The organism is uncultured Roseovarius sp. (genome assembly GCF_947489715.1).
In the GTDB taxonomy this organism is placed as follows: Bacteria; Pseudomonadota; Alphaproteobacteria; order Rhodobacterales; family Rhodobacteraceae; genus Roseovarius.
Genome location: NZ_CANLER010000004.1, coordinates 357,464 through 382,785, shown reverse-complemented (window position 1 = coordinate 382,785; position 25,322 = coordinate 357,464). Strand labels below are relative to the sequence as shown.

Here is a 25,322-nt window from a genome sequence, read left to right as displayed (position 1 = left end):
TCTTACCGTGGTCAACGTGACCAATCGTGCCAATGTTCACATGCGGTTTCGAACGATCAAACTTTTCCTTTGCCATGATGGCCTCCTTGATTTTCCCTGGGGCGCCGGCATCACCGGCACCCGATTTCGCTTAGGCGTATTTCGCCTGAATTTCTTCGCTGATGTTCGAAGGCACCGGATCATAATGCGAGAATTGCATTGTGAACTGGGCGCGACCCGAGCTCATCGAGCGCAGCGTGTTGATGTAGCCGAACATGTTGGCCAGCGGGACGTTTGCGTCGATCGCAATTGCGTTTCCGCGCGGTTCCTGGCCGGATACTTGTCCGCGACGGCTGGTCAGGTCACCGATGATGCCACCGGTATACTCTTCCGGCGTGATCACTTCGACCTTCATGATCGGTTCCAGCAGTTTCGCACCGGCACGTTTCAGACCTTCGCGCATACACATCCGCGCCGCGAGTTCAAACGCCATGACGGACGAGTCAACATCGTGGAATTTACCGTCGATCAGGGCGACCTTGAAGTCGATCACGGGGAAGCCTGCCAAGGGGCCGCTATCCATGACGGACATGATGCCTTTTTCAACACCCGGAATGTATTCCTTGGGAACCGAACCACCAACGATGCGGCTTTCAAACGAATAGCCTTCGCCCGCTTCTGTCGGCGAGATGATCATCTTCACTTCGGCAAACTGACCCGAACCACCCGATTGTTTCTTGTGGGTGTAGGTGTGCTCGATTTCATGACCGATGGTCTCACGATAGGCCACCTGCGGCGCACCGATATTCGCTTCAACCTTGAACTCGCGTTTCAGGCGATCCACCAGAATGTCGAGGTGAAGTTCCCCCATGCCCTTCATGATGGTCTGACCGCTTTCGAGGTCAGTCTCAACACGGAATGAGGGATCTTCGGCGGCCAGACGGGCCAGACCTTGAGACATCTTTTCCTGGTCATTCTTGGTTTTCGGCTCGACCGCGATCTCGATCACAGGATCGGGGAAGGTCATGGTTTCCAGAACCACCGGATCATTGACAGCACAGATCGTGTCACCGGTTGTGGTATCTTTCAGACCCGCCAGCGCGATAATGTCGCCAGCAAACGCCTCGGTGATTTCCTCGCGGTTGTTCGAGTGCATCATCATCATCCGGCCGACGCGCTCTTTCTTGCCCTTGGTCGAGTTCAGCAGCGTGTCACCCTTGTTCAAGGTACCCGAGTAAACGCGTGTGAAGGTCAGCGAGCCAACGAAGGGGTCGTTCATGATTTTGAACGCCAGTGCCGAAAACGCCATATCATCATCTGCACGGCGGGCAATGTTACGGGTTTCTTCTTCGTCACCGGGTTTGAAGCCCATGTAATCGACAACGTCCAGCGGGCTGGGCAGATAGTCGATCACAGCGTTCAAAAGCGGCTGAACACCCTTGTTTTTAAAGGCAGAGCCACCCAACACAGGTACGAAATGCAACGCCAGTGTGCCTTTGCGCAGCAATTTGCGCAGCGTCGGCACGTCGGGCTCGTTGCCCTCAAGGTATTCCATCATCGCATCGTCGTCTTCTTCGACGGCGGCTTCGATCATCTTGCCACGCCATTCGTCAGCCATGTCCTTCAGGCTGTCGCGGATCGGGGCCTTGACCCAGGAAGCACCCAGATCTTCACCCTGCCACAGCCATTCTTCCATGGTCACGAGGTCGATCAGACCCTCCAACTCGGTTTCCGCACCGATCGGAATGCCGATTGGAACGGCAGTCGCGCCGGTACGGTCTTCGATCATGCGTACACAGTTGAAGAAATCGGCACCGATCTTGTCCATCTTGTTGACGAAAACCATCCGCGGCACCTTGTAGCGGTCGGCCTGACGCCAAACGGTTTCAGTCTGCGGCTCTACGCCCGCGTTGGCGTCCAGAACGCAAACAGCACCGTCAAGAACGGCCAACGAACGCTCAACCTCGATGGTGAAATCCACGTGGCCGGGAGTGTCGATGATGTTCAGGCGGTGTTTGGGGGTATCGGCGGTTTGCCCGTCTTCGGTGCGCTCCCAGAAGGTGGTGGTCGCAGCCGATGTGATGGTGATCCCGCGTTCCTGCTCCTGCTCCATCCAGTCCATGGTGGCCGCACCATCGTGCACCTCACCGATGTTGTGGGATTTGCCGGTGTAGTACAGGATCCGTTCCGAGCAGGTGGTTTTGCCTGCATCGATATGGGCCATGATGCCAAAGTTGCGGTAGCGGTCGAGCGGATAGTCGCGTGCCATAGGTCTCTTGCCTCTGAATTTTTACCAGCGGTAATGGCTGAAGGCTTTGTTCGCCTCGGCCATCTTGTGGGTATCTTCGCGTTTCTTAACGGCGGAACCGCGCGATTGAACCGCATCCAGCAATTCGCCCGCCAGACGCTCTTCCATCGTGTTCTCGTTGCGGCCACGGCTGGCGGTGATCAACCAACGGATCGCCAGAGCCTGACGGCGCTCGGGGCGCACTTCGACCGGCACCTGATAGGTGGCACCGCCCACCCGGCGCGAGCGAACTTCGACGCTGGGCTGAATGTTATCGAGCGCTTCGTGGAACACTTCCAGCGGGGCGCGCTTGATTTTGTCCTCAACGCGGTCAAGCGCGTTGTAAACGATCTTCTCGGCGACCGATTTCTTACCATCGATCATAAGATTGTTCATGAATTTTGTCAGAACCAGATCACCAAACTTGGCGTCGGGCAGAACTTCGCGTTTTTCAGCGGCGTGACGACGTGACATCTCGCTCTCTCCTTACTTAGGACGCTTGGCGCCGTATTTCGAACGGCGTTGCTTACGGTCTTTGACGCCCTGGGTATCCAGAACACCGCGAAGAATGTGGTAACGCACACCCGGAAGGTCTTTTACCCGGCCACCACGGATCAGAACGACCGAGTGCTCTTGCAGGTTGTGACTTTCGCCGGGGATGTAGCTGATGACCTCAAAGCCATTGGTCAGGCGCACCTTGGCAACCTTCCGCATGGCCGAGTTCGGCTTTTTCGGTGTGGTGGTGTAAACGCGCGTACATACGCCACGTTTCTGCGGGCACCCTTGCAGGTGCTGCGACTTCTGCGTTCTTACTTTCGGCTGCCGCGGTTTGCGGATCAGCTGCTGGATCGTTGGCATTCCGGTTCTTCCCCGTCTCTCAACACATGTGTCTGCATGGGAACCCATGCGGTTAAATCTCGCTCGCCTCACGCGTCCGCAAAGCGAAATGACCGCAATCGTTCCCATTCCGAGGTGAACGACGCGGCTGGCTATTCAGAGGATCGGAGCGCTATAACGGCCCGGATCTTGACCACTTCAGTTTTGATATCAGCTTTCGGGGCGACCCCCTTGGCCGGATGTGGCGCGTATAGGGGGAGTCGGTATGCTTGTCAACAGCACCTGCCCGGTGGTTATTCATTCCCTTATGCGATCAGAATAGCCTTAAAATACATGCCATTTCGCTAGGAGGCTTTTGATTGCGAAGTCAACCAAGTTTATATCAAAGACCGTTCTAGTCGCGACGTTTGGGTACTTGCCAAGTGCCACATGGGCCGGTCAAGCGAAGTTGGACATTGCGAAGCTTCCAGAACGTACTGTTCCAATATGCTCGGGCGTCGAGGTGGTCATTCTTAAAGCAGACCTATCGCATCAATATTGTTTGCCCTGTTCAAGCTTCCCAGCGGCCGCAATCCACTAAAAATAACCAGCTGAACGGTATCGTCCTCAAGACCATTGCCATTGAAAAGATAGTAAAGTGCATCAAGTCGGTGTTGCCAAACCCGGCATGAAACGAGGATGATGAAACTTCTCAAACCCGTAAACCACTCCGGTATCGACCGGCGCTTTGACATTCATACCAATCGACATGTCGCATAGCGGCGCACCGTTGGCTGTAAGGAATTTGCAAAAAGACTGATGCGTATCGCCAGCTACAACATTCGCAAGGCAGTGGGACTCGACTGGCGGCGCGACGCAGACCGTATCGCTGATGTCTTGGCAGAGATCAACGCGGACGTGGTTGTTTTGCAAGAGGCTGATCGCCGCGTCGGTGCTCGCGCCGGTGTGCTTCCTCTGGACCGGCTGGCAAAAGAACTCGACTATGAGCTTGTTGACCTGGCGATACGTCCTCAGAGTCACGGCTGGCACGGAAACGCCATGTTATGCCGGGCCGACACCGCCATTGCCGAAACGAAACGTATCGACATACCGACCATAGAACCGCGAGGGATCGTGTCCGCTGTCCTGTCGGATCCGCTACTCGAAATCATCGGCGTTCATCTGGGGCTTACCCCCGGCATGCGACGCAAACAGATGATGTCATTGGCCCGCTACATCACCGGCACTTGCCATCCCGTTGTCATTGCGGGTGATTTCAACGAATGGAAGCTTGAGACCGATGTCTTCGGGAACATTGGCCACATGATTTCCCCGGGTCCCAGTTTTCATGCGTCCCGTCCACGGGCTCCTCTTGATCGGTTCGTTGTTGCCGGTCCCATCAAGCCCCTTAACTCGAAGGTTCATAAATCCGAACTTGCCAGAATTGCATCAGACCATCTGCCCATCGTGATGGAAATCGCATTTACCAAGGACACGCCATGACCCTCATTCTGATCCTTCATGCTTTGCTGGTTATCGGGTTCACGACCCGGATCTTGTTGCGCGATGATCTTTCTCCACCTGCACGTCTGGCCTGGTTCATCGTGCTGAACGTTTTACCCTATTTCGGCAGCGCCATCTATTTCGTGTTTGGTGAGATTGACCTTGGGAACAGGGCAAACAAACGCCATCATCAGATATTTGGTGAAATCAGAACCAAAGCCGCCGCGTTCATGGGAACTGCTTCCAATGTCGAGCATCTGATAGATCCACTCTACCGTCCGGCATTTTTCTATGCGGGTTCAATCAACGGATTTCATCCTGTTGACGGGAACAAGGCTGAATTGATGGTCGATGCCAGGGCCACAAAGGATAGGTTGGTGGCGGATATCGATGCGGCGCGCGATCACGTTCATGTTCTTTACTATATTTGGCTAGACGACAATACTGGCACGGATGTCGCCGAGGCTTTGATCCGCGCCGCCCGGCGCGGAGTGACTTGCCGGGCGATGGCCGACGGGTTGGGATCACGCGCATTGGTCAAGAGCTGCCTTTGGCGACAGATGAAAGAGGCCGGTGTTCATCTTGCCGTCGCGCTATCATTGAAGAACCCGATCCGCACAATTCTGACCAGCCGGCTTGATCTGCGCAACCATCGCAAGATCACAGTGATTGATGGTAAAGTTACCTATTGTGGCAGCCGAAATTCAGCCGACCCCGAATTTCTGGTCAAAGCCAAATTTGCGCCTTGGGTCGATATCATGCTGCGGTTTGAAGGCCCGGTCGTGGCACAGAACCAACTGCTGTTTGCCAGTGATTGGATGCAGGCGACCGGTGAATCTTTGGACCAGATCAAACTGGTCGCCAAGCCGTTCAAAGATGGATTTCCGGCGCAAGTCATGGGCGACGGTCCAACCGAACGCCGCGGTGCGACACCTCAGCTTTTTTCCAACCTCATTGCCTGCGCCCAAAGTGAATTGACACTCTCAACCCCATATTTCGTACCCGATGCGACCGTGCTGGAAGCCCTTTGTGCCGCAGCACATCGCGGCGTCGAGGTCACCCTGATTTTTCCAAAGGTCAACGACAGCTGGATCGTAGCGGCGGCCAGCCGCAGTTTTTATCGAAAACTTCTAGAAGCGGGCTGTGTCATTCATGAATTCAAGGGCGGTCTACTGCATGCAAAAACGTTGACTATTGATGGCAAGCTTAGTCTCGTCGGCTCCTCCAATCTTGATCTGCGCAGTTTCGATCTGAACTATGAAAACAACATCCTGCTTCAAGATCCGAAAACAACCGCCGCCATCTTTCAAAGGCAACAAGACTATATTGCATCCTCTTCGCACGTTGATTTGCCTGAAGTACTGGCCTGGTCATATCGTCGGCGCATCTGGAACAACGTGATCGCCACAATCGGTCCCGTTTTGTAGAAAATTCAGACCACCATCGGCAACTGACTTACCCTTGACGGGCGGTCCCAGTATTTGACCCGGACCGAACGGTGGGCGCAAACGCAATTTTGCCAATGACTCGCCATCAATCGCGGTTTTGCCATCGCGATCAATTGGTCTGTCGTTCGAATGAAACCAGTATTCGACGGTTTATCTTGATCAAACCGACGAAATCCTTCTTCATCCTCCTTTGATCTTGATCGAAAAGCTTCGGCGGGCACCGGTGGGTGGTGGCGGGAAGGGTGCCGCGCGCCGCACGACACGCAGCGCCGCTTGATCCAGCTTGGACGATCCCGAACTGCGCGACAGAGAAATTGCGCCAATTCCACCGCTGGAAGAAATCGTAAAGGCCACAACGCTCGTCCCCTTGGAACCGACGCGCGGTTTGGGCACCCGTGAGATTTTCTTCATCACCTTGCCGGGATAATTGCTTACCGCCACATTGCCGGTTGCCTGTCGCTTTGATTTGCCCGTGCTGGCCACCTTGGCCTTTGTCTCGGTTCTTCCAGTCTCAGCACCGATTGTGGCATTCTGCTTGGCGTTCCCACGCGGCTGCGACTTTGCTTTCTGTCGCTTGGTCTTGGCAACTTTTTTTGGCGGCTCGACCCGTTTTTCCAACTCGGTGCTTCTCGTCTTGGGTCTAAGCGATCGTGTGACCGAAGGTGTCTCATCCACCTCTGGTTCGATCATCTCAGTAATCTCCGACGCTGCGAGATCGGGGATAGGTTCAGCTACGGCCTGGGCCTGTTCCGGCAGGAGATGTTGAGTTGGTAGCGGCGGCTCAGTCGTCCGGGTGGGTTCGGGTATTGAAGCTGTCTGAGTAGTGACCAGCTCCTTGATCTTTGCCATAGAATCTGGCGGCGCTGGTTGGAACGTTTCGCTTGGCAAAACCGCTTCAATTTTTTCCGGCGAGATTTCCTCCAAGACCTCATTTGTTTGGGTAGCAATGAACATTCCCGCCGACATATCCGCGAAACTGCTGCCAATACTGGCGTCGATCGAACCGGCAGAACCTTCGATTGCGACATTTGTATCCTTCGCCATTCCCCAGATCGCGACGCTGTGCAGCGCAATGGCTACCGATACCGCAAGCGTCTTAGCCAAGCGCGATGAATGCGTCATTGCAAACCTCGCTCGGTGACAACCAGTATTTTTTCAGCACCTTCAAGACGCAACTCACGGGCCACCATGACCAATTGAACGGCTGGCAGATCACGGTCCGGCACAATCCGGACGCTTTGCCGTTCATCGTCGGTGCGCGTTGCAAGAAAAGAGGCCGCGGTGGTGACCGTTTCGCCGCGATAGCTGAGGCTGCCATCCGAGTGAACGACCAGCGCATCAGGCGGTGCACGCCCTTCGAGCTCTGCCGTGCGCACGAGGTTCAGTGTACCGTCCAATGGCTGCGCCACGGTGCCTGCGACCATGAAGAAGACAAGCATCAAAAACACGATGTTGATCAACGCGATGGTCGGCTCTCGGGTGCGTTTGACCTGCTTGCGTTTCATGATGCCCCCAGCACCGTGACCTGCACGCCCTGCACACCGCGCAACACCACCAGTAGATCGGTCAGACGTTGGGCGTTCACACCGTCACGCAGACTGATCAAGACCGACATTGTTACAACATCCGTATCGCGCGCCGCAAATGCCGCCGGTAGGGTTTCGAGTGTCTGCGGTTGCCCATTCAGGCTCAGTTTTTCAGCCTCAAGTCGCAGAAAAAAAGGAGAGGTGTCCGCGACTGTCCCACCACCACCAGCCGCCGCTATTTCAACCTCGGAAAAACGCGAAAAGGTCGAGGAGAGCATGAAGAACAAGAGCAGAAGAAAGATGACATCAATCAAGGATGTCATTGACAACCGCCGCCCTTGCCGATGCCTACGCATGGCTAAGCGCCCCCGCTGCCGGTGCCTCTGACACGCCACCGGTCGGGTGAAGGATCGTCGCAATTGCCCGCTCGGCGGTGACGCGCTCTGCATCCATCCGCCCTTCGAACCAGCTGAGCACCAATGCCGTTGGCATTGCAACCGCCAGACCCACCGCGGTGGTCAGTAATGCGACCCAGATGCCACCCGCAAGGATCGATGGATCAACTTGCGCACCTGCGTCCTGCAGCGACTGGAACGCCTCGATCATTCCCAGAACCGTCCCAAACAGACCCAGAAGTGGCGCCATCTGAGCCACCGAATCCAAAAACCTGAACCCTCGTTCCAGCCGGGCAAAGCGGGTTTCCGCTTCGGCCTCCAGCCGCGAACTGTCCTCGGGCCGGGCGCCAAATGCCATATCGACCACAGGCACAAGGTAGCTATTGGATCGGTTCAACGAGAGTTTCGCACCGGAGCGGTCACCCCGATCCCAGGAGGCAACAGCATCGGAAAGGGCTTTGTGTCGACCGACACCAGCGGCTGCGAATTGCCAAATTTTATAAAGAACCGTTGCCAGTGTTGCGATCGAAACGACTATCAGCACCATGACGACCGGGCCACCAAGATCTGCGATTTGACGAATTGGCTCTATCATGTTGTTCATCCTGTCACCTCGATATCTGTCCGTGTTCTCAATTGCAGACCGGTCTCACAGGCGTCCTCGGACAGTTCCGGGGCGGCACAGGCATGAACGCCGTTGATCAGGATCTGCCCAAGGTTTTCACAGGTTGTTCCCGGGACCGCGAATTGCCGCACGCGGGGGCGGCCTGCGGGTAACGTGCCGAAGTCAAAGAGCGTCAGTCGGTCCACCTGACCGTCGCTATCGAACAGAACCGTTTCGTAGACAGCCTTTTCGATTTTCCGGGCACGGCCATTGATCACCAGAAAGGTCAGCGTGCATTTACCCTCGGAGGTCTTTATCGCATTCAATTCCAGCGAGACTTTGGCGTCGATTTCGGCTTCATCCGCCATCGCGGCTCCTGCGAGCGATCCTGCTATCAAGAGAATGATGGGCTTGGGATCGAAAATCATGGCTGTTTTCTCCTGTTGTTCTTCCCTTTTTGTGCTTTGCCTCTTGCAGCCAGGTTTGAAGGTGGCTTTCAAATCCATCTCCCATCCGATTGAGCCAACCGGCAATGGCATGCCAGCCCTCAGGTGTGACCGCGATCAGCATCCATCCAAAAGCACAAACCGCTCCCATCCAGATCACCAGACCGGCGGAGGTGCCTGCAAAAAGCAACGCCGCCCCGGGAAGGCTGAAAACCAGCCAACCCGGCCAAGCGTTGAGAGGTACTCGCAATGCAGGCAATCCGAAGACACGGCGCCGCTTAGGATCACGCCAACTGAGCCAGGCCAGTGCCAAGAGGGATATGATGATCGCTGCAAACGTCATCGCATCTTCTCAGAAAGTCTTAGTCGCAAAGGCACCGACGGACAGCGGTTCACCGGTTCGGACCTGCGTGCCTGTGGCGCTTGCATTTCGTTGAACGGCATAATCTTTGTCAAAGAGATTTCGCACGTAGACACCGGTCAACCAACCGCCATCGTTTTCATAGGTCAGTTGTGCATTTACCAACCAGCGATCATCACTCCGGTTGCCCGGACTATTGGCGGCGTCGAAGTAACTGGCGCCAGTATAGGAAAGATCCATCCCAAAGCTGACACCATTATTCCAAGAATATTCACCCCCCAACGCTGCCGTCCATTCGGGTGCCAACGGAAAACTGTTGCCGGCAAAATTATTACCGGCTGAGGTAAAGCGCAAAAACTCGGTATGTGCATAGCCGACTGACCCGAAGAGGCTGAGGTTTTCTGTTGCGTCACCTTCAACCATCAACTCGCCGCCAAACAACTCGGACTTGCCAGCGTTTAAAGTATCATTGTCGAACGGACTGCCCGATGCGCCCGGGCTGTCCACCTGCTGATCACGCCAGAGTACATAAAACATGTTGGCGGCGACGCGCAGATTGCCATCATAGAATTCACCACGGTAAGCCAGTTCGTAGTTCGTTGTGTATTCCGGGTCGAATTCATTCAGCACTCCGGTAAACAGATTTACCTGTGCTCCTCCGGCCCGATAGCCTCGTTGAATGGTGAGACTGACAGACTGATTTTCTGCAAAATCATAGGTCACACCGGCCTTGGGCAGGAAAGCGTCATAACTTGTTCTGCCCGAGAAATTTGTGCCAGGAACGACCGCGGGCGTAACCGTTGTGATATCGGCAAATTTAAAGCGTTCTTTGTCGTACCGCGCTCCAAGCGTGAAACTCAGCCCGGACAGAATTTCATCGACCTTGATATCTGCTTCGCCAAATATGGCGTAGTTGGTCGTGGTGGTTGGAAATTCATTCAACCGCGTCGCGAAAATGCCATTGGGCACACCCACGGTCAGGAAACCAATATCAAATACCGCCTCCGAGGGACGGTTGTCGTCGATCTCGGTATAAAACAAACCCAAAACGCCACTGACGCGGTTTGTTTCGAAGCGCAAGCGCAGATCTTGCTCGAAGACTTCGGATTCAGCTGTGGCATTCAGGAACCCCAGATTTGCCGGGGAGAAATCGAAATCTTCTACTCGCACATAATCATGCATGTAATAATTGGTCTCGGACTCAAGCGAGAAGATGTCGTTGACCGCCCAATTTACGCGGACCCCAAAGATATCGTGGTCCGATCCCTCAATGGCTCTAACATTGGAGAAATTGAAGCGGTTTGCAGGGAATGGCGGTTCATTGACAAAATCTTCCCCACCAAAGTTTTCGGTGTGCGAATAGCTAAATATCACTTCGACATCTTCAGCAGGGTCCCATAACAACTTGGCCCGATAAGTTGTCATCTCCCGGCCGTCATAGTCATCCGTACCCAGCGTGGGATTGGTGATAAAACCGTCGTTTTCAAGGTGCTCCGCCGAAAACCGCAATGCCAACTTGTTGTCGATGATCGGTATATTGGCCATGGCAGCAAAACGCTGATGATCGCGTGAACCGGCCTCGGCGTGAAGTTTGAATTCTTGTTCATATGTCGGATCCTTGCTGCGGATCACGACCGCACCAGCCAGAGCATTACGACCTTGCTGAGTAGATTGCGGCCCGCGCAAAACCTCGACCTGCTCCAGATCCCACGCCGAATATGGGCCAAAAAAAGTTGCCTGATTGCTTGGCAGCGCAACACCATCCACCTGCGTCGAAATCACAAGGCCCGAGCCACCGCCAACGCCGCGTTGGTCGACCCCGCGAATTGAAAAACCTTTTTCGCCGAAGGAAGAAACCACATTTGGCGTGCGTTCGATCACATCATAAAGATCAGTATCTCCGCGGCGCTCCAGAATTTCGCCCGTTTCTACCGCCGCCGACGTCGGGCTGTCCTGTAGGCTGCGTGATTGCAGTTCGCCCCGGAGAACGATGGTGCCAAGGTCATAATTCTCTCTACTCTCCTGCGCCAATGCAGGAAATTGAACAAGCGCAACAGCGGACACCGTATAATAGATGAGATAGCGAGAACTGGTCATTCCATGCTCCGACATCAGACGTTTCGAGTTGAGACGAACCTGGCGGGGCCACATGACCGGCTGGGGACAGTTGGTCGCGATTAACCATTTTTTTGCATTTCGATCAATACCTAATTAATTTAATCAGAAATAGGTGGATTCGGTTTTCTTGATGCCGATCACCGCATAATATGAACCCAGGTCAGCCACGCGCACACGCTCAGCCAGCCAATTTTCTGATAAACTGTGGGGCGTGAAAGTGGCAGACCAATCCCAGAGCGTTTCAGCGTTACAAAGTGAAACAACTGCGACAACTAAGCCAATACACCGAAATCAAACGATTTTAAGGTGGTTTTTGGCAGGGCCGATGGCCTTCCTTCTGGCCATATTAGTGATGGCAACCCTGCCGCTTATCCTACCCTCGGGCCGCGGGGATATCGACCATCTGGTACTACCCGTAATCTTCTTTCCCTTGATATGGTCAACGCTGGTGGTGCTACCCGTCACGTCCGTGAGCCCCGGGCGCATCGCGCGGCTCTATGTCTTTGGCATGGGCTTTTGCATTTCCGTTATCGCCCTGACAATCGCGCTATAGGAACAGCCTTCATGCTGCTTGACGCATCCCAGACAAAACGCCTTGTCGCCCTGCATGGCTGGCTGGCCACAGCGCTATCGATCTTGCTTTATGCCGTCATTCTCAGTGGTACGGTCGTCGTCTTTGCTGATGAAATCGGCCATTGGTCTGAAAAGACCACACTCACGAACCAGGCATTGAGCCAACCTGTCAATCGTCATTTCCAGCGGATCGCGGCGCAGGTACCTGCTGACCTCAAAGAAGACGTCATCATCGGCGAAGGCCCCAATGGCACCTTGCGACTTTTCTTTGGCGGTGCCCGCCCTCGGCTTGATGGCGGTGGCGTCGCGACCTTTGGACGAGAGTACATCGTGCAACCTGATTCAGGTGCAATCGTAAGCGCTAAGTCTGGGTTTTTAGAAGATCTGTCTGCCACCCGTCCAAGCGAGGCACTGGCCGATTTCCTTGTCGAATTGCACGTCCGATTGCATGTGCCCGGTCGCTGGGGTCTTTATCTGACCGGCATCCTGGGTATTGCGATGTTGATCGCCGCCATCACCGGAGTGTTGATCCATCGCAACATCATTAAGGAGCTGTTTGTCGCCGAGCGCCCCGGCGGGCGCATGGTGTCATACCGGGACCGACACAACCTTGCGGGCGTGTGGTCGCTGCCTTTTGCCGTGCTGCTGGCTTTCACGGGCGCCTTCCTGAGCTTCGCGGTCTCGCTGGGACTGCCAGTCGTCGCGATGGTAGCGTTTGGTGGCGATCAAACCGCCGCGCTTGAGGCAGTTGTCGGCGCGCCAATGACCAAGGATGCATCGCCGGCTGAAGTCGCTGATATTGATTTGGTTCTTTTACATGCCCAAAGTATCAGCAAAACGACCGCCAGCGTCTTGAACATCCATAACGCAGGCCGCGCGGATGCGATAATTGAGACCTTTCACACCCCTGCACGTGGCTATCTCAGCGGCATGTCGCTTGAATTCAACGGCGCGACCGGCGCATTTCTGGGCCCCTCTTTTGTTGTCGGCACCGCACCGTCCGTCGGGTCAACGCTGGTCGATCTAGCCGTGCCCCTTCATTTTGGAAACTTCGCTGGCAAGGCGTCGCGTATCGTGTGGGCGGCCCTTGGCGCTGCGATGACCTTTACCGTTGTCTCAGGCTTGCACCTGTGGTTTCGCCGACGCGAGACACCGCTATGGTCAACAACTGAATGGGCTTTTGAAACCGTGGTTTGGGGTCTGCCGCTGGCGATGGTCGGCGCAGCCTATGGTTACTTTCTGGCACGCCTGGCAGGAGATCCCATTTTTTGGACAGCGCAGGCATTTCTGATCACATCAACGGGTGTGATCGTCGGTTCGTTCGTAATACGCTACAGGCCAGACCTTGCCCAAGCCAAGGTGTTTGGCCCGGTGCTGGGAAGCGCCCTTTGCTTGCTGCCGATTGTCAGGTTGCAATCGGGTGGACTTTCTTGGGGTGAAGCCGTTTTCGGCGCAGAGACCGATATCTTTTCCCTGGACCTCTTCTTTTTGATCAGTGGGGCAATCTTTTTGATCCGAAGCAGAAAGACACGTCTGCATGCGGAAGCATCATCTACCTAAGAAACGATGTGACTGGCGACGAACCAACAGAATCTTGAGATCCGGCAAGCAAACACTTCGACCAGTGCATCGCCCCTCTGATAAGCCAGCACCAGATCAAAGAAGCTGGTCCAATATCCCTAATGATTTGTCTTTTATTTTGAGGACGCTGGCAGGAAAACAGCCTTAGATCACCTGCTGGTGCACCTCAATCACATTGCCTTCCGGATCCATGAAAAACACCTGGTGCCAGGTCTTTGCAAAGCTTGTTCCGTAGTCAGAATAAGGAATGCCTCGCTCATCTAGAATCTTCAGAAACGCGTCGATATCGTCTGTCCGAAATGCAATGTGCCCGCGGTCCACAGGGTTGATCACATGTCCGTTCTTGAAGCCCACATCAAGCGCGCGCTCTGCGAGGTGCATTTGCATCTTACCCTCCGACGCAAAGCGGATTTTGCCGCTATAGCCGCGCTCCTCGGTCTCCTCGGTGCGCGGAAAATTCTCTTGCGGAACGTCGTCCAAACCCAGCACGTTCGTATAGAAATCGTGCATCCGATCCACATTTTCCGAGACGAAGTTTATGTGGTGAAATTCCAGTTTCATAGCAGGGGTCGATTCTCTGTTTTTTTTGCTCACACCAATTACCATAGTGCTTGCTGATAACGGTTACCAATCTGCTAGCGCACCCTGATCGATGCAATCACAGCGCAGGCGAAACGCCAATATGATAGTGATGTCTGCGCAACTGAAAAACCCGAGCTCCCACCAAGATCAGTTGTGTGAAAGCTCGGTTCAAACGGCATAAAAAATGCGACCACAGATTTCTCTACGGTCGCATCACACTCGTTACGCAACAAAGTTTTAAGGTCTTTAAAAATCAGTAACTGGAAGACCCATAAGCTTTATTTGACCCACCGGAGGGCTGACCGCCATAGTCGCAGGCTGTAAGGACCAGCAGGCCAAACGAAGCTAAAATAATGCGTTTCATGAAAGAATTTTCCTTTTTATGCGAAGTCAACAAAGTGGAGTTCGTATCTCTCACTGCTAGCCATTACGCGTGGGATCGGGCGGATATTCACAGCCTTTCGGAAAAAATTGGAATTTTTTCGCCGGCCCAAGCGTATGCTCTTTGAAACAAACGAAAAGGAGTGTGTAATGACCTTGGCTCTGTCAGGCCAAACCAACTGGCAAACAAGTTTCTTTATCGGGCCCGTCGCGGCACCGAGAACCGGCAGCATTCGAATTCTAGGCGCCGAAATCCGAGAGGACCACGCATTGACTGATCTCAAGCGCGAGTTGATCGCGCTCTTGCCACGGCTCAGACGATTTGCGCGATCATTGACACGCTCCGTGCCAGAGGCAGATGATCTCGTGCAAGAAGCTTGCCTGCGCGCGCTTAGCCGTTCAGACCAATGGGATCCCACTCAACCGCTTGATCGTTGGATGTTTCGGATCACCCGAAATCTGTGGATCAGTGAAATTCGCAAACGCACGGTTCGATTGGGCCAAGGTCACGTCCCGGCGGAAGAAGCTCATGAGCTGGTCGCACAAGAAACGGGCGAGGCCGCCGCCGCCGCGACAGAGTTGCGCGACCATATCGCCGCATTGCCAGAAGAGCTGTCAACTATTCTGCTCACCGTCTCGGTCGAAGGATACAGTTATGCGGAAGCGGCCGAATTGTTCGAAATTCCGATCGGTACTGTCATGAGCCGTATCCATAGAGCGCGGAAGACACTGGCCAAGCAAATGGCCGAGCCCGCAGGAGCAAGCACGTGACAGATTACACCGAAAAATTGAGCGCGTTCCTGGACGGCGAACTGCCGGAAGATGAAGCGCATGAGATTGAAAAAGCTCTGGCAAGCGACCCTGAACTCCAGACTGAGCTAGAAGCGATCATGGCAGCGGATACGGCCGCCCAGGAAACCTTTGCGGCCATGCTGGAGGAGCCTGTCCCATTCGAGCTGGCGGCGGCTATTCAGGACGCTCCTGTTGCAAGCGCGGCAAACGAGCCCCGCCCGCCTTCAGCCCTCGGTTGGATTTCGGCCCTGGCGGTGGTGATTGCATTATTAATCGGCGGCGGCACGGGATATTTTACCGGATTGTCCCAAAATCAGCAGATCGCGGCAGCGCCCGGATGGCTGGACGATATCGCAGATTATCATCGCGTCTACGCAAGCCAGGGTCGTCATCTTGTAGAAGTACCTGCGGATGAGGCAGATCACATCAAAACCTGGCTTACAAAGTCAGTGGGTGCAGAAGTTCGAATCCCGGATTTGTCTGAACATGGATTAACTTTCCGAGGGGCTAGATTGCTGGTTGCCGCCGGAAAACCGGTTTCTCAGCTGATGTACACGGATACACAAAAACGTGTGGTCGCTCTCTGCCTGATCCAATCGGATTCTCCGCGAGAGGGTTTCGACGAACGTACCATAGGTGTATTCGATATGGTGACTTGGGGTGCCCGCAACGCAAATTTTGTTATCGTCGGAGACGAAGATCGCGACGATCTGGGCGATATTGCGCTTTCTGCCGCCGAGCAAGCCTAGCCAAAAATTACAATGATGCGTTTCCTGACGTGACTGGCAATTCCTGCATCATCCCTCGGATGCAGCGAAAAGGCCCTTTGCCTGGCACCAAGCTGCCTTGCGATACCAACTTGGATCAGCGGCTATTTCAGACGTTCTAACGCTTTTTCCCAAAAGTATCCCGGACACGTCGTTTGCTGCTGGATCGAACGATTTCTCGCCTCAGAAAACCTGCATCTGATTGTCCGATATCCATTGGTTCGCCAACGCGCGCACCACCGTAGAAGCCCTAAGAAACAAAGGATACCGGAGGGACGGGCGGCGGGTGAAAGAGTCGTGAAAACAGATGCTATTGCAACGCTGCCGAACAATGCACGGCGGGTACAAAAAAATACGCCACCACAGAGTTCTTGCGCGCAAAACGTCAAAAAAAAATCGGCACCTCAAGAATAAACCGCTGGCCATAGGCGTAACCCGACCATGAACGCCACACACTGTTGTTCAAAACAACATCGGTGTTCGTGAGAGGAGGAACGACACCATGATCGGATCATTCATCGGGACCGCGACCATCAAGTCGCAGATGCAAGATCAGACCCATTCGCGACCCATCCTGACTGTCGAAACGCCTCAGCCCTATTAACCCACCGCAGCACAGAAACATATGCGCGTATTTGAAAGGCAAATAAAATGACCAATCCTATTGAAGAAAAAAACAGCACTCTTATCAAGCCAGAGAACAGCAAAAAAGGCGTTGTTGAAATAACCGGGACCGACGTCGGTGAACGACTTGTCGGGACAAAAGGCCACGATAACATCCAGGCGCTCGGCGGTGACGACACGGTGATCGGCAAATCCGGTGATGACACGCTTGATGGTGGCGACGGTATCGACCTGATGTTTGGCAAACGCGGCGACGATGTCATGTCAGGTGGTAACGACCAGGACGCGATGAGCGGCGGCGCAGGCAATGACACCGTGATCGGCAACAAGGGCGACGACCTTATGCTTGGCAACGACGGTGACGACCTGCTGGTGTGGAACAATGGCGATGGTTCCGACACGATGCGCGGGGGGAAGGGCTACGATAAAACGCAAGTGAATTTCTTCACCGATCTGGTGAACAACGATTTGCAAAACGAAGACACCGCACGTATTGAGGCGTCGAAAGCCGGTATCAGCTTTGCCCGAACCGAGCTGAATGGTCAGGCAGTCAACGGCCTCTTCCAGCTCGATATTGCTGAAGTCGAGGCGCTTGATGTGAATTTTGGTGGTGGCGATGACACTGCAGAATTGGTTGGAGACGTGGCGAGCCGGATTGACATCACGTTGGAAGGTGGCGACGAGGGCCCGGTCGGAGACACGCTGGACATGAGTGAACTCGCCGCAGCAGCGAAAGTCGATCTGGATATCGAAAACCACGGTGATCGCGGTCTTTCGCAAAACGGCAAGGTCAAGACCGACGGCGCGACAGTCGTTGCCAACGATTTCGAAAACGTGATCGGCACTGATTTCGATGATCTGATCCGTGGCAACTCCGAAGAGAACATCCTCACGGGCGGTCTTGGTGTAGATACTCTGGCGGGTGGTGCAGGTGATGACACCATCATCGGCAACAAGGGTGACGACGACATGCGCGGTGGTTCGGGTGATGACCGGCTGGTGTGGAACAATGGCGACGGGTCCGACAATATGAACGGTGGTCGCGGCTATGATACGACCGAAGTCAACTTCTTCACTGACCTGGTGAATTTCGACCTGCAAAACGACGACACCGCACGCTTTGAAGAGGCCGGGAAGGGTATCACCTTTGCGCGCACCGAGTTGAACGGCCAAACAGAAAACGGGCTTTTCCAGCTTGATATCAACAAGGTCGAAGCGATCGAAACCAACTTCGGCGACGGTAATGACACCGCCGAACTAGTGGGCGATGTGTTGTCGAAAATCGATATCAAACTGGATGGCGGAGACGATGACGCGGACGGACCCGCCAAAAATTTAGCAAAAGATGCCAAAGGCGGTGATACCCTCGATTTGTCCGAACTTGGGTCTGGCGCGCGGGTCGATCTAGACATCAACGACCAGGATGCCTTGCACCCTCAGCTGCGCAACGGCGACAAGACCGCGCCCGGTCTGTCGGAATTCGGATCAGTCTCGGATGCAAGTGGCAAAAACACCGCCGTCGTCAATGATTTCGAAAACGTCATCGGCACAGCATTCAACGATGTGATCATTGGCAACGCTCAGGACAACGTGCTGACGGGCGGAGGCGGTTATGATGTCATGACCGGTGGCGAAGGGGCCGACAGCTTCGTCTTCGCAAACCATGATGGTCACGATGCGATTACGGATTTCGATGTAACCGAAGACATCATCGATCTCAGCGGCGTTTCGGAGATTGTCGATTTCCGGGATCTTTCAAAGACCCATATCGCTCAGGTTGGCGACGATGTTGTCATCGACGACCACGCGGGTACAAAAATCACCTTGCAGGACGTTGAGATAGGCGATCTTGGTGTCGATAACTTTCTTTTCTGAGAACTGGATATCCCAATTCTTGGGATGAGCTTATGAAATGTGCCACGGCGATTATTGTATCGCCGTGGCACAAAAGATGATCAGGCCTTCAAATTTTCTGCTGGTCTTTTGACACGGCAGTCGTCGCATCGCTCAATATTTGGAAGGCTGGCAAATCTCCAAACGCGTATCATTTCCTAAGCAGCGGCGACCCGTAGCTCGTTGAGATGTTGCGCGCATACGATTGCGATGGCCGGTCCGTTGATATTAGGTTCTTATACTTCGACCGAGCCGGGCGCCACGTGAGGGCAAACGAGACCGCCACTCACCTGGCCTGATGCTCATGGCATCATCCTGAACGTTTGTGTCAGCCCTGAGAACCGAGAATGCGCCCAAAAGAACAATCGTTGCGAGCGCTCAACTTTGAATCAGAGAGCTGACCTTGGTCCAGTCAAAGTTGGCACCACATAACAGGACGACATTGGTTTGCCCGCGCATCTCGTCTGACAATTGCAGGAACCCGGCCAGCGCAAGCGCTGCCGCACCTTCTACCAGCATGTTTTCATCCTTCGCCAGCCGTCTGAGTGCGGCAGCAATCTCTGCTTCGCTGCATTCAACGACCTGATCAATCACATCCATGGCCAGCGGCAAGGTCAAGCTATCTTGGTCCATCCCACCCGCCACGCCATCTGCAAGTGTGTCCAGATGCTCAGTTTCCACCACCCTGCCCGCCTGTATTGACGCTGCCAAAGCTGCCGAATTCTGCGCTGAAACGCCGATCACATGCGTGTTCCCGGAAAAACTCTTGAGGACTGACCCAATACCGCTGATCAGCCCGCCGCCGCCCATCGAGATAAAGATGTTATCGACCTCATCCACCTGCTCCAGCAGTTCCAGACCAATGGTGCCCTGACCGGCGATGACATCCACATCATTATAAGGCGAGATGTACGTGTAATCGCCTGACGCTGCGAGATTTTGTGCGTGGATTTCTGCCATGCCCGATTCCTCCCCGTGCATGATGACCTCAACCCCAAAGGCACGGATCTTTTCAAGTTTGGCGCGGGCCACGGTTTCAGGCAAAACAACGGTCAGGTCCTGCCCGGTCAAAGACGCCGCCCGCGATGAGGCAATCCCGTGATTGCCTGAAGAGGCGGTGATCAGTTTCTGACCAGGATCAAGCGCCGTCATCTTGCTGGCGGCACCACGCATCTTGAAAGAGCCTGTCAACTGGAAATTCTCGGCCTTGAACCGTAAATCGCAGCCCATTTCATCACCCAGCACCCGCGCGGGCAAAGTAGGTGTTTGATAGATCAGATCATTTATACGCCGCCGGGCCCTGACCGAACGCGCGGCGGACTGGCTCATACGGTCCTCCCTCATATTGCCACCTGTCCGTCAGGTTGCGCATGCGCTACGCCCTTCTGCTTCAGCCGTGCCATAAATTCAGTGACTTTTGCCAATCCGACCTTCAGGATTTCGGGATCGTTGGCATAGCCGATGCGCAACCAACCCTCCATGTGCAGAACTGAACCGGGGGTGAACATCACCCCGGTTTCGTTGAGCAGCTCGACACAGAAATCCCGTGACGACATGTCGAAATCGTATTTCAGCAGCGCCGTCGTCCCAGCCTGCGGTTTTACATAGAAGATTGCCGGTTCGCTCTGCACCCAATCGTCAAGGATTTGCAAGTTACCCCGCGTGATCCGGTGGCTGCGTTCCAGAATGCGGGCTTTGCTTTCAAGCGCAAGCGCGGCAAAATAATCATCCAACATACCGACGCTGATCGTATTGTAATCACGATGTATGGATACAGCCTCGATCACCTCAGGCGCTGCGGCAATCCAGCCTAGGCGCAAACCGGCCAGCGAAAAGGTCTTTGACATGCCCGCCACGCTGATACCGCGCTCATACATATCGGCAATCGCGGGCGAAAAGCCGTCGCCCTGCTGTGCAGTACCACGATAGACTTCATCGCAGAGAATATAGGCCTGGCTGCGCCGCGCGATCCCGATGAATTGCTCAAGATAGGCCACATCCATCAACGCGCCCGTAGGGTTGTTCGGGTTGTTGATCGCAATCAGTCTGGTTTCAGGGCGGATCATCGCTGCGAACTCGTCAAGATCGGGCAAAAACCCGTTTTCTGGCCGCAGATGAAGGATATCGACCATCGCCCCATAGCTTTCAGGGATGGAATAATGCTGCTGATAGGTCGGCCGGACCGAGATTACGTGATCGCCCGGCTCCACCAGCGTTTCATGTACCAATGCATTGGCCCCTATGGCACCGTGGGTAACCACGACGTTGTGGCGGCTTTGGCCTTCATAAAGCGTGCAGATCGCATCGCGCAGCCGGTCTGATCCCTCAATGGCACCGTAGGTCAGCTTCAGCGGTTTGAGATCATCCAGCACATCGGCGTTCTTGCCAGACATCTCCAGCAATTGCTCAACCGTCAAAGACGCAACACAGGTTTCTGCCAGATTGAAATCACAGTGATTTTCAAACTCGTTCATCCAGATTTCAACGCCGAAAGGTTTGATCTTCATCTCAAGTCTCCCAATCACTCAGCCGCGCTGCGCTTGCGCCAATTTCCAGATACCGTAGGCCATCGCAATGTCTTCCAGCCCCAACCCGATCGAACGGAAATAGACAGGCCTTTCATAGCTGGGCAAGGGCGCTTCCCCGCAGGCAAGCATTGCCAGATCACCCTTGATCTCTTCAGGGGACCAACCGTGTTCAGCCTCGGCCAGACGCATCTCGGCTGCCGCTCCCGGTGTGGTCGGAGCATAATCACAATAGACATCTGCCTCCGGCAGAAACCCGGGCGGCACCTCGTGCGCCGCCGGCGCGTTGGTGCTGATCGAAGTGATAAAAGCTGGCTTGCCGATATCTGCCGGATCAATGACCGGCGTGCCCGATGATGTACAGAGCATCACCACATCCGCACCGCTGATGCAGCTTTTGGCGTCCTCCGAGACGGTCACGTTTTCCGACAGTGCATGCCACTGCGCCAGCCGCGCCTGATCATCCTCCAGCGCGGGGGAATAAACGGAAATCCGCGTCCAGGGCCGCAGGTTCAGCACATGGCGCAGATGCGCCTGCGCAACCGCTCCACTGCCTATGATCGCAAGATGATTTGCCGTCGCCGTCGCCAGAAAATCCACCGCCAGTGCGGTCGTCCCCGCCGTGCGTTCGGTCGTCAACCTAGCCGCATCACACCATGCAAGCGGTTGGCCTGTTTGCATGCTCATCAACGCGGTCCAAGCTGTGATGATCGGCGCAGCATCTGTCACGATATAGGGGGACAGTTTGGCGCCGAACACGCCCATCTCCTCAATCGCACCCAGATAGGTGATGAAGTCGCCATCCTTGCCAGGAAATTCGGTCACACTCTGTGCCGGTTGCACCGCTTTCCCCTGTCCCATCGCCCTGAACATCACCTGCAGTTCCGCCTGCACATCCATTTGTGGCAACAAGGCATCGACAGCGGCGCTATCAAGAATGACAGGCGCGTCAGAATGAGATGTCACGTGCATAAGATTCCCCTCCAGCAAGCCGCAATGTATCCTTGCATAATTGAAAGGGTTACTTCCAGCCGCGACGTGAAAGCGCATTAAAAAGCACCATGCGGAATCCTGCGCGATCATGCATATCAAATGCCAAATGAAGGCGATGAATGGGATATGTTTCGCACCGTCGAACGTTCACTCCCTCGTCGGCCAATACTTCGGGGATCGCGCTTGCCAGAATCGTTAAACTGTGATCACAGTTTAGGGGAGCACCAGCGGACAGTTTTTTACGAGGCAGGATACTCAATGCTTGACAGAACCGATGATGAGATCAGCCGCCTGACACAGGAACTGGCGGAGCGCGCGGGCCGCCCGGCTGAGGACGCCTATGCCATGCCGGCCGAATACTATACCTCGGCGGCGTTTCTGGATCATGAGACGGATAACGTGCTGCGCCGCGACTGGCTGTGCGTGGGCCATGTAGGCGAGCTGCGCAACAATGGCGACTATTTCACCTCCGAGCTTCTGGACGAACAGCTTCTTGTCGTGCGGGATCAGGAGGGCGTGGTACGCGTTTTGTCAAATGTCTGCCGTCACCGGGGCAACCGCGTGGCCGAAGGCTCGGGCAACGCACGCAAGTTCATCTGCGCCTATCACACCTGGACCTATGACACGACCGGTGCCTTGAAGGCCGCGCCGATGATGAAAAAACAATCCCGCTTTGATCAATCGAAATGCGGGCTGCCGGAATTTGCCTCCGAGATTTGGAAAGGTTGGATCTTTGTCAATCTTGACGGCAACGCCACCCCTCTGGCCCCGCGCCTTGATGGCCTGTCCGAGGTGATCCGCAACTACCATCAGGAAGACCGGTTCCTTGTTTTCATGGAAGAAGATATCTGGGCCTGTAACTGGAAGGCCTTGTTTGAGAATTTCATGGAGGGCTATCACCTCTCCGCAACCCATCTGACCACCCTGCACCCGATCACCCCGACGCGATTGTGCAAGAAAATGGTCTCGGGTGAAGGCTGGACCGGCTACCACGCTTTCTATAACCCCGATTATCCGCCGCGCGGGCCGTTCCACCCGGACCTGACCGAGGAGGAAAAAAATAATTCCCCCATGTATGGGATTTTTCCCAATCTGATGGTCGGCATGGGTACCGATTTTACTCTGTTCATGATCATCCGCCCCGATGGGCCCGACCGGGTGCGCATCCGCTGGGGTGTGACCGGGCAGAAGGATGAACCGACCTCGGGCGCCACGAAAGGCTATGTCGATCTGTGCCGCGCGTTCAACGCCGAGGACAAGGAGAAACTGGAAATATTGCAAAAGGCCCTAAAGACCCGCGGATACCCCGGTGGACCACTTGCCCCGGATGCGTTTGAGGGAACGATCTGGGATTTCATTCAATACATGGGGCGTAAGCTGGGTGCTGACGCAATGTCGGTGAATACCGGAAAATAGACGCCACAGTCGGGCAAATGGCGAAAAATCGACAATGAAAACGGCCTATGGCCGCCTTAATCATTGATATAAACCGACAGGGAAACAGAAAATGACAAGAAGCACTGATCAAATTGTGCTCGACCGCATCATTGCGGCGGGCCAGCAACGCGGCATCAGCCGCCGCAGCTTTATGGGCCACGCCACCGCGGCAGGCCTGACAACCACCGCAGCGACCGCTCTTTGGACCAATCAGGTCTCGGCCGCAACTCCAAGCCAGGGCGGCACCTTCCGCGTGGCCATTCATGACGCCAACACTTCCGACGTACAGGATCCCGGCCAATATCTCTCGGTCTTCATGATCCAGCTGGCCCATGCCTCACGCAGCTACATGACCAAGATCAACGTGGACGGCACGGCAGGCCCGGACATGGCTGACAGCTGGGAAGCGTCGCCAGATGCCAAGGTCTGGACGTTCGAGCTGAACAAGAACGCAACATTCCACGACGGCCGAAAATTCACCTCGCGCGACGCGGCCGCTTCACTCCGCCACCACCTGGGTGAGGAAAGCACCTCGGCCGCTAAATCTCTCCTTGGTAATGTGATGGATGTGCGCGCCGACGGTGATCATACCCTGATCGTCGAATTGGATCAGGGCCTGGCCGATCTGCCCTATATCCTGACCGATTATCATATCGCGATCTGCCCAGCGGATGCTGATGGCAATCTGGATTGGAAAGGTGGCATCGGTGCCGGCCCCTACAAGATTAACAGCTTCAATCCCGGTGTCAGCGCGACGCTCACCAAGCATGATGGCTGGCACGGCGAAGGGGCGTATTTTGATGCGGTTGAAATGATCGCGATCAACGACCCCAACGCGCGCCAGACCGCCCTTGTGTCCGGTGATGTGGACGCGGTCAGCTCGGTCGACCTCAAAACGTTGGAACTTCTGCGTCGTCGTCCTGGCCTGGAAATTCTCAACCTACCGTCCGGTTCGACCGTGACCATGCCCATGCATGTCACCGCCGCTCCGTTCGACGACAACAATGTGCGCATGGCTCTGAAACTGTCGATGAACCGCGAAGAGCTGATCGAAAAGATCGTGTTCGGCACGGCCACCCTGGGCAATGATTTCCACATCTCGCCCAATATGCCTTACTACCCCGAAGGGATCGAACAACGCGCCTATGATCCCGACAAGGCCAAGTGGCACCTGAAAGAAGCCGGGATGGAGGGCCTGTCCCTTAACGTCTCGGCATCGGATTCGATCATGCCGGGCGCGGTGGATTTCGTTACGCTTTATGCCGAACAGGCCAAGGCGGCGGGCATCTCGCTGCAACCCGTGCGTGAACCGGGGGATGGTTACTGGGCGGATGTATGGCTGAAAAAGCCTTTCATCTTTTCCAAATGGGGCGCACGGCCCACGCCGGACATGATCTATACACTGGCCTATCAAAGCGGTGCGCCATGGTCCGAGGCGTTCTGGAGCCATGATGGGTTTGACAAGATCCTGCTTGAGGCCAAGGCCGAGCTTGATGACGCCAAACGCGCCGAAATGTACCGTGATATGTCGATGCTATTGCGGGATGAAGGCGGATCGATCATTCCGATGTTCACAAACTACGTTTATGCCCATAGCGATAAGGTTGGTCATGCCGACACGGTCAGTTCGACATGGGAGCTGGACGGCGCGCGCGCCTATCAGCGCTGGTGGTTCAAGAGCTGAGTTAGTC

At 55.0% G+C, this 25,322-nt stretch carries 23 protein-coding genes; 9 read left to right on the top strand and 14 right to left on the bottom strand.

Going from position 1 to position 25,322, the window contains the following annotated elements; genetic code table 11:
- Nucleotides 1-130: 130 nt before the first annotated feature.
- The 3 genes from fusA to rpsL are packed head-to-tail and all read right to left on the bottom strand — an operon-like array spanning nt 131 to nt 3,124.
- Nucleotides 131-2,248 (bottom strand): elongation factor G, encoded by a 2,118-nt coding sequence (gene fusA / locus Q1B27_RS13590; RefSeq protein ID WP_299848321.1) that lies wholly within the window; start codon nt 2,246-2,248, stop codon nt 131-133.
- A 21-nt stretch (nt 2,249-2,269) separates the two neighbouring features.
- A complete protein-coding gene (rpsG, locus tag Q1B27_RS13585; RefSeq protein ID WP_299848320.1) occupies nt 2,270-2,740 on the bottom strand; it encodes a 30S ribosomal protein S7 in 471 nt (156 codons plus the stop codon).
- A 12-nt stretch (nt 2,741-2,752) separates the two neighbouring features.
- On the bottom strand, nt 2,753-3,124 hold the full coding sequence (gene rpsL, locus Q1B27_RS13580) for a 30S ribosomal protein S12 (RefSeq protein WP_085800764.1): 372 nt from the start codon (nt 3,122-3,124) through the stop codon (nt 2,753-2,755).
- A gap of 777 nt (nt 3,125-3,901) precedes the next feature.
- Here rpsL and Q1B27_RS13575 point away from each other — a divergent pair.
- Complete coding sequence (locus tag Q1B27_RS13575) at nt 3,902-4,585, top strand: endonuclease/exonuclease/phosphatase family protein (RefSeq protein WP_299848319.1); 684 nt, start codon at nt 3,902-3,904, stop codon at nt 4,583-4,585.
- On the top strand, nt 4,582-6,012 hold the full coding sequence (gene cls, locus Q1B27_RS13570; protein ID WP_299848318.1) for a cardiolipin synthase: 1,431 nt from the start codon (nt 4,582-4,584) through the stop codon (nt 6,010-6,012). The genes Q1B27_RS13575 and cls overlap by 4 nt, the downstream gene beginning before the upstream one ends.
- A 201-nt stretch (nt 6,013-6,213) precedes the next feature.
- Here the strand turns inward: cls and Q1B27_RS13565 are convergent, their stop codons facing one another.
- From Q1B27_RS13565 to Q1B27_RS13535, 7 genes are read right to left on the bottom strand one after another with little or no spacing between them, the layout of a single operon-like run.
- Entirely contained in the window at nt 6,214-7,155 is a 942-nt protein-coding gene (locus tag Q1B27_RS13565; RefSeq protein WP_299848317.1) for a TonB family protein, read from the bottom strand.
- A complete protein-coding gene (locus Q1B27_RS13560; protein ID WP_299848316.1) occupies nt 7,152-7,538 on the bottom strand; it encodes a biopolymer transporter ExbD in 387 nt (128 codons plus the stop codon). Before Q1B27_RS13560 ends, Q1B27_RS13565 begins: the two co-directional genes overlap by 4 nt.
- On the bottom strand, nt 7,535-7,915 hold the full coding sequence (locus Q1B27_RS13555) for a biopolymer transporter ExbD (protein ID WP_299848315.1): 381 nt from the start codon (nt 7,913-7,915) through the stop codon (nt 7,535-7,537). Before Q1B27_RS13555 ends, Q1B27_RS13560 begins: the two co-directional genes overlap by 4 nt.
- The gene (locus tag Q1B27_RS13550; protein ID WP_299848314.1) at nt 7,908-8,549 is read right to left on the bottom strand and encodes a MotA/TolQ/ExbB proton channel family protein; all 642 of its coding nucleotides are present in this window, start codon (nt 8,547-8,549) and stop codon (nt 7,908-7,910) included. The genes Q1B27_RS13555 and Q1B27_RS13550 overlap by 8 nt, the downstream gene beginning before the upstream one ends.
- Nucleotides 8,550-8,554: 5 nt before the next feature.
- Nucleotides 8,555-8,926 (bottom strand): hypothetical protein, encoded by a 372-nt coding sequence (locus Q1B27_RS13545; protein WP_299848313.1) that lies wholly within the window; start codon nt 8,924-8,926, stop codon nt 8,555-8,557.
- Nucleotides 8,916-9,347, bottom strand: a complete 432-nt coding sequence (locus Q1B27_RS13540) for a hypothetical protein (protein WP_299848312.1) — start codon at nt 9,345-9,347, stop codon at nt 8,916-8,918. The genes Q1B27_RS13545 and Q1B27_RS13540 overlap by 11 nt, the downstream gene beginning before the upstream one ends.
- A 9-nt stretch (nt 9,348-9,356) precedes the next feature.
- Nucleotides 9,357-11,462, bottom strand: coding sequence for a TonB-dependent receptor (locus Q1B27_RS13535; RefSeq protein ID WP_299848311.1), 2,106 nt, complete (start codon nt 11,460-11,462; stop codon nt 9,357-9,359).
- A gap of 346 nt (nt 11,463-11,808) precedes the next feature.
- Here Q1B27_RS13535 and Q1B27_RS13530 point away from each other — a divergent pair, with 346 nt between their 5' ends.
- Nucleotides 11,809-12,036, top strand: coding sequence for a hypothetical protein (locus Q1B27_RS13530; RefSeq protein ID WP_299848310.1), 228 nt, complete (start codon nt 11,809-11,811; stop codon nt 12,034-12,036).
- A gap of 11 nt (nt 12,037-12,047) precedes the next feature.
- Nucleotides 12,048-13,616 (top strand): PepSY domain-containing protein, encoded by a 1,569-nt coding sequence (locus tag Q1B27_RS13525; RefSeq protein ID WP_299848309.1) that lies wholly within the window; start codon nt 12,048-12,050, stop codon nt 13,614-13,616.
- Nucleotides 13,617-13,781: 165 nt separating this feature from the next.
- On the opposite strand, the gene Q1B27_RS13520 is transcribed toward Q1B27_RS13525, so the two are convergent.
- Nucleotides 13,782-14,198, bottom strand: coding sequence for a VOC family protein (locus Q1B27_RS13520; protein ID WP_299848308.1), 417 nt, complete (start codon nt 14,196-14,198; stop codon nt 13,782-13,784).
- A 552-nt stretch (nt 14,199-14,750) separates the two neighbouring features.
- Between Q1B27_RS13520 and Q1B27_RS13515 the strand changes: the two genes are divergently transcribed.
- From Q1B27_RS13515 to Q1B27_RS13505, 3 genes are all read left to right on the top strand, one after another.
- The gene (locus Q1B27_RS13515) at nt 14,751-15,371 is read left to right on the top strand and encodes an RNA polymerase sigma factor (RefSeq protein WP_299848307.1); all 621 of its coding nucleotides are present in this window, start codon (nt 14,751-14,753) and stop codon (nt 15,369-15,371) included.
- Nucleotides 15,368-16,141 (top strand): anti-sigma factor, encoded by a 774-nt coding sequence (locus Q1B27_RS13510; protein WP_299848306.1) that lies wholly within the window; start codon nt 15,368-15,370, stop codon nt 16,139-16,141. The genes Q1B27_RS13515 and Q1B27_RS13510 overlap by 4 nt, the downstream gene beginning before the upstream one ends.
- 669 nt (nt 16,142-16,810) lie before the next feature.
- On the top strand, nt 16,811-18,658 hold the full coding sequence (locus Q1B27_RS13505) for a calcium-binding protein (RefSeq protein WP_299848305.1): 1,848 nt from the start codon (nt 16,811-16,813) through the stop codon (nt 18,656-18,658).
- A gap of 396 nt (nt 18,659-19,054) precedes the next feature.
- On the opposite strand, the gene Q1B27_RS13500 is transcribed toward Q1B27_RS13505, so the two are convergent.
- From Q1B27_RS13500 to Q1B27_RS13490, 3 genes are read right to left on the bottom strand one after another with little or no spacing between them, the layout of a single operon-like run.
- Nucleotides 19,055-20,005, bottom strand: coding sequence for a pyridoxal-phosphate dependent enzyme (locus Q1B27_RS13500; protein WP_299848304.1), 951 nt, complete (start codon nt 20,003-20,005; stop codon nt 19,055-19,057).
- Nucleotides 20,006-20,016: 11 nt separating this feature from the next.
- Entirely contained in the window at nt 20,017-21,183 is a 1,167-nt protein-coding gene (locus Q1B27_RS13495; protein WP_299848303.1) for an aminotransferase, read from the bottom strand.
- A gap of 18 nt (nt 21,184-21,201) precedes the next feature.
- Nucleotides 21,202-22,173 carry an ornithine cyclodeaminase family protein gene (locus Q1B27_RS13490; protein ID WP_299848302.1) on the bottom strand — a complete coding sequence of 324 codons (972 nt, stop codon included), beginning with the start codon at nt 22,171-22,173 and terminating at the stop codon, nt 21,202-21,204.
- 279 nt (nt 22,174-22,452) lie between these two features.
- On the opposite strand from Q1B27_RS13490, the gene Q1B27_RS13485 reads away from it, so the two are divergent.
- Together Q1B27_RS13485 and Q1B27_RS13480 are read left to right on the top strand one after the other, a co-directional pair.
- Nucleotides 22,453-23,610, top strand: coding sequence for an aromatic ring-hydroxylating dioxygenase subunit alpha (locus tag Q1B27_RS13485; protein WP_299848301.1), 1,158 nt, complete (start codon nt 22,453-22,455; stop codon nt 23,608-23,610).
- Nucleotides 23,611-23,701: 91 nt separating this feature from the next.
- Entirely contained in the window at nt 23,702-25,315 is a 1,614-nt protein-coding gene (locus Q1B27_RS13480) for an ABC transporter substrate-binding protein (RefSeq protein WP_299848300.1), read from the top strand.
- The last annotated feature ends 7 nt before the right edge of the window (nt 25,316-25,322 follow it).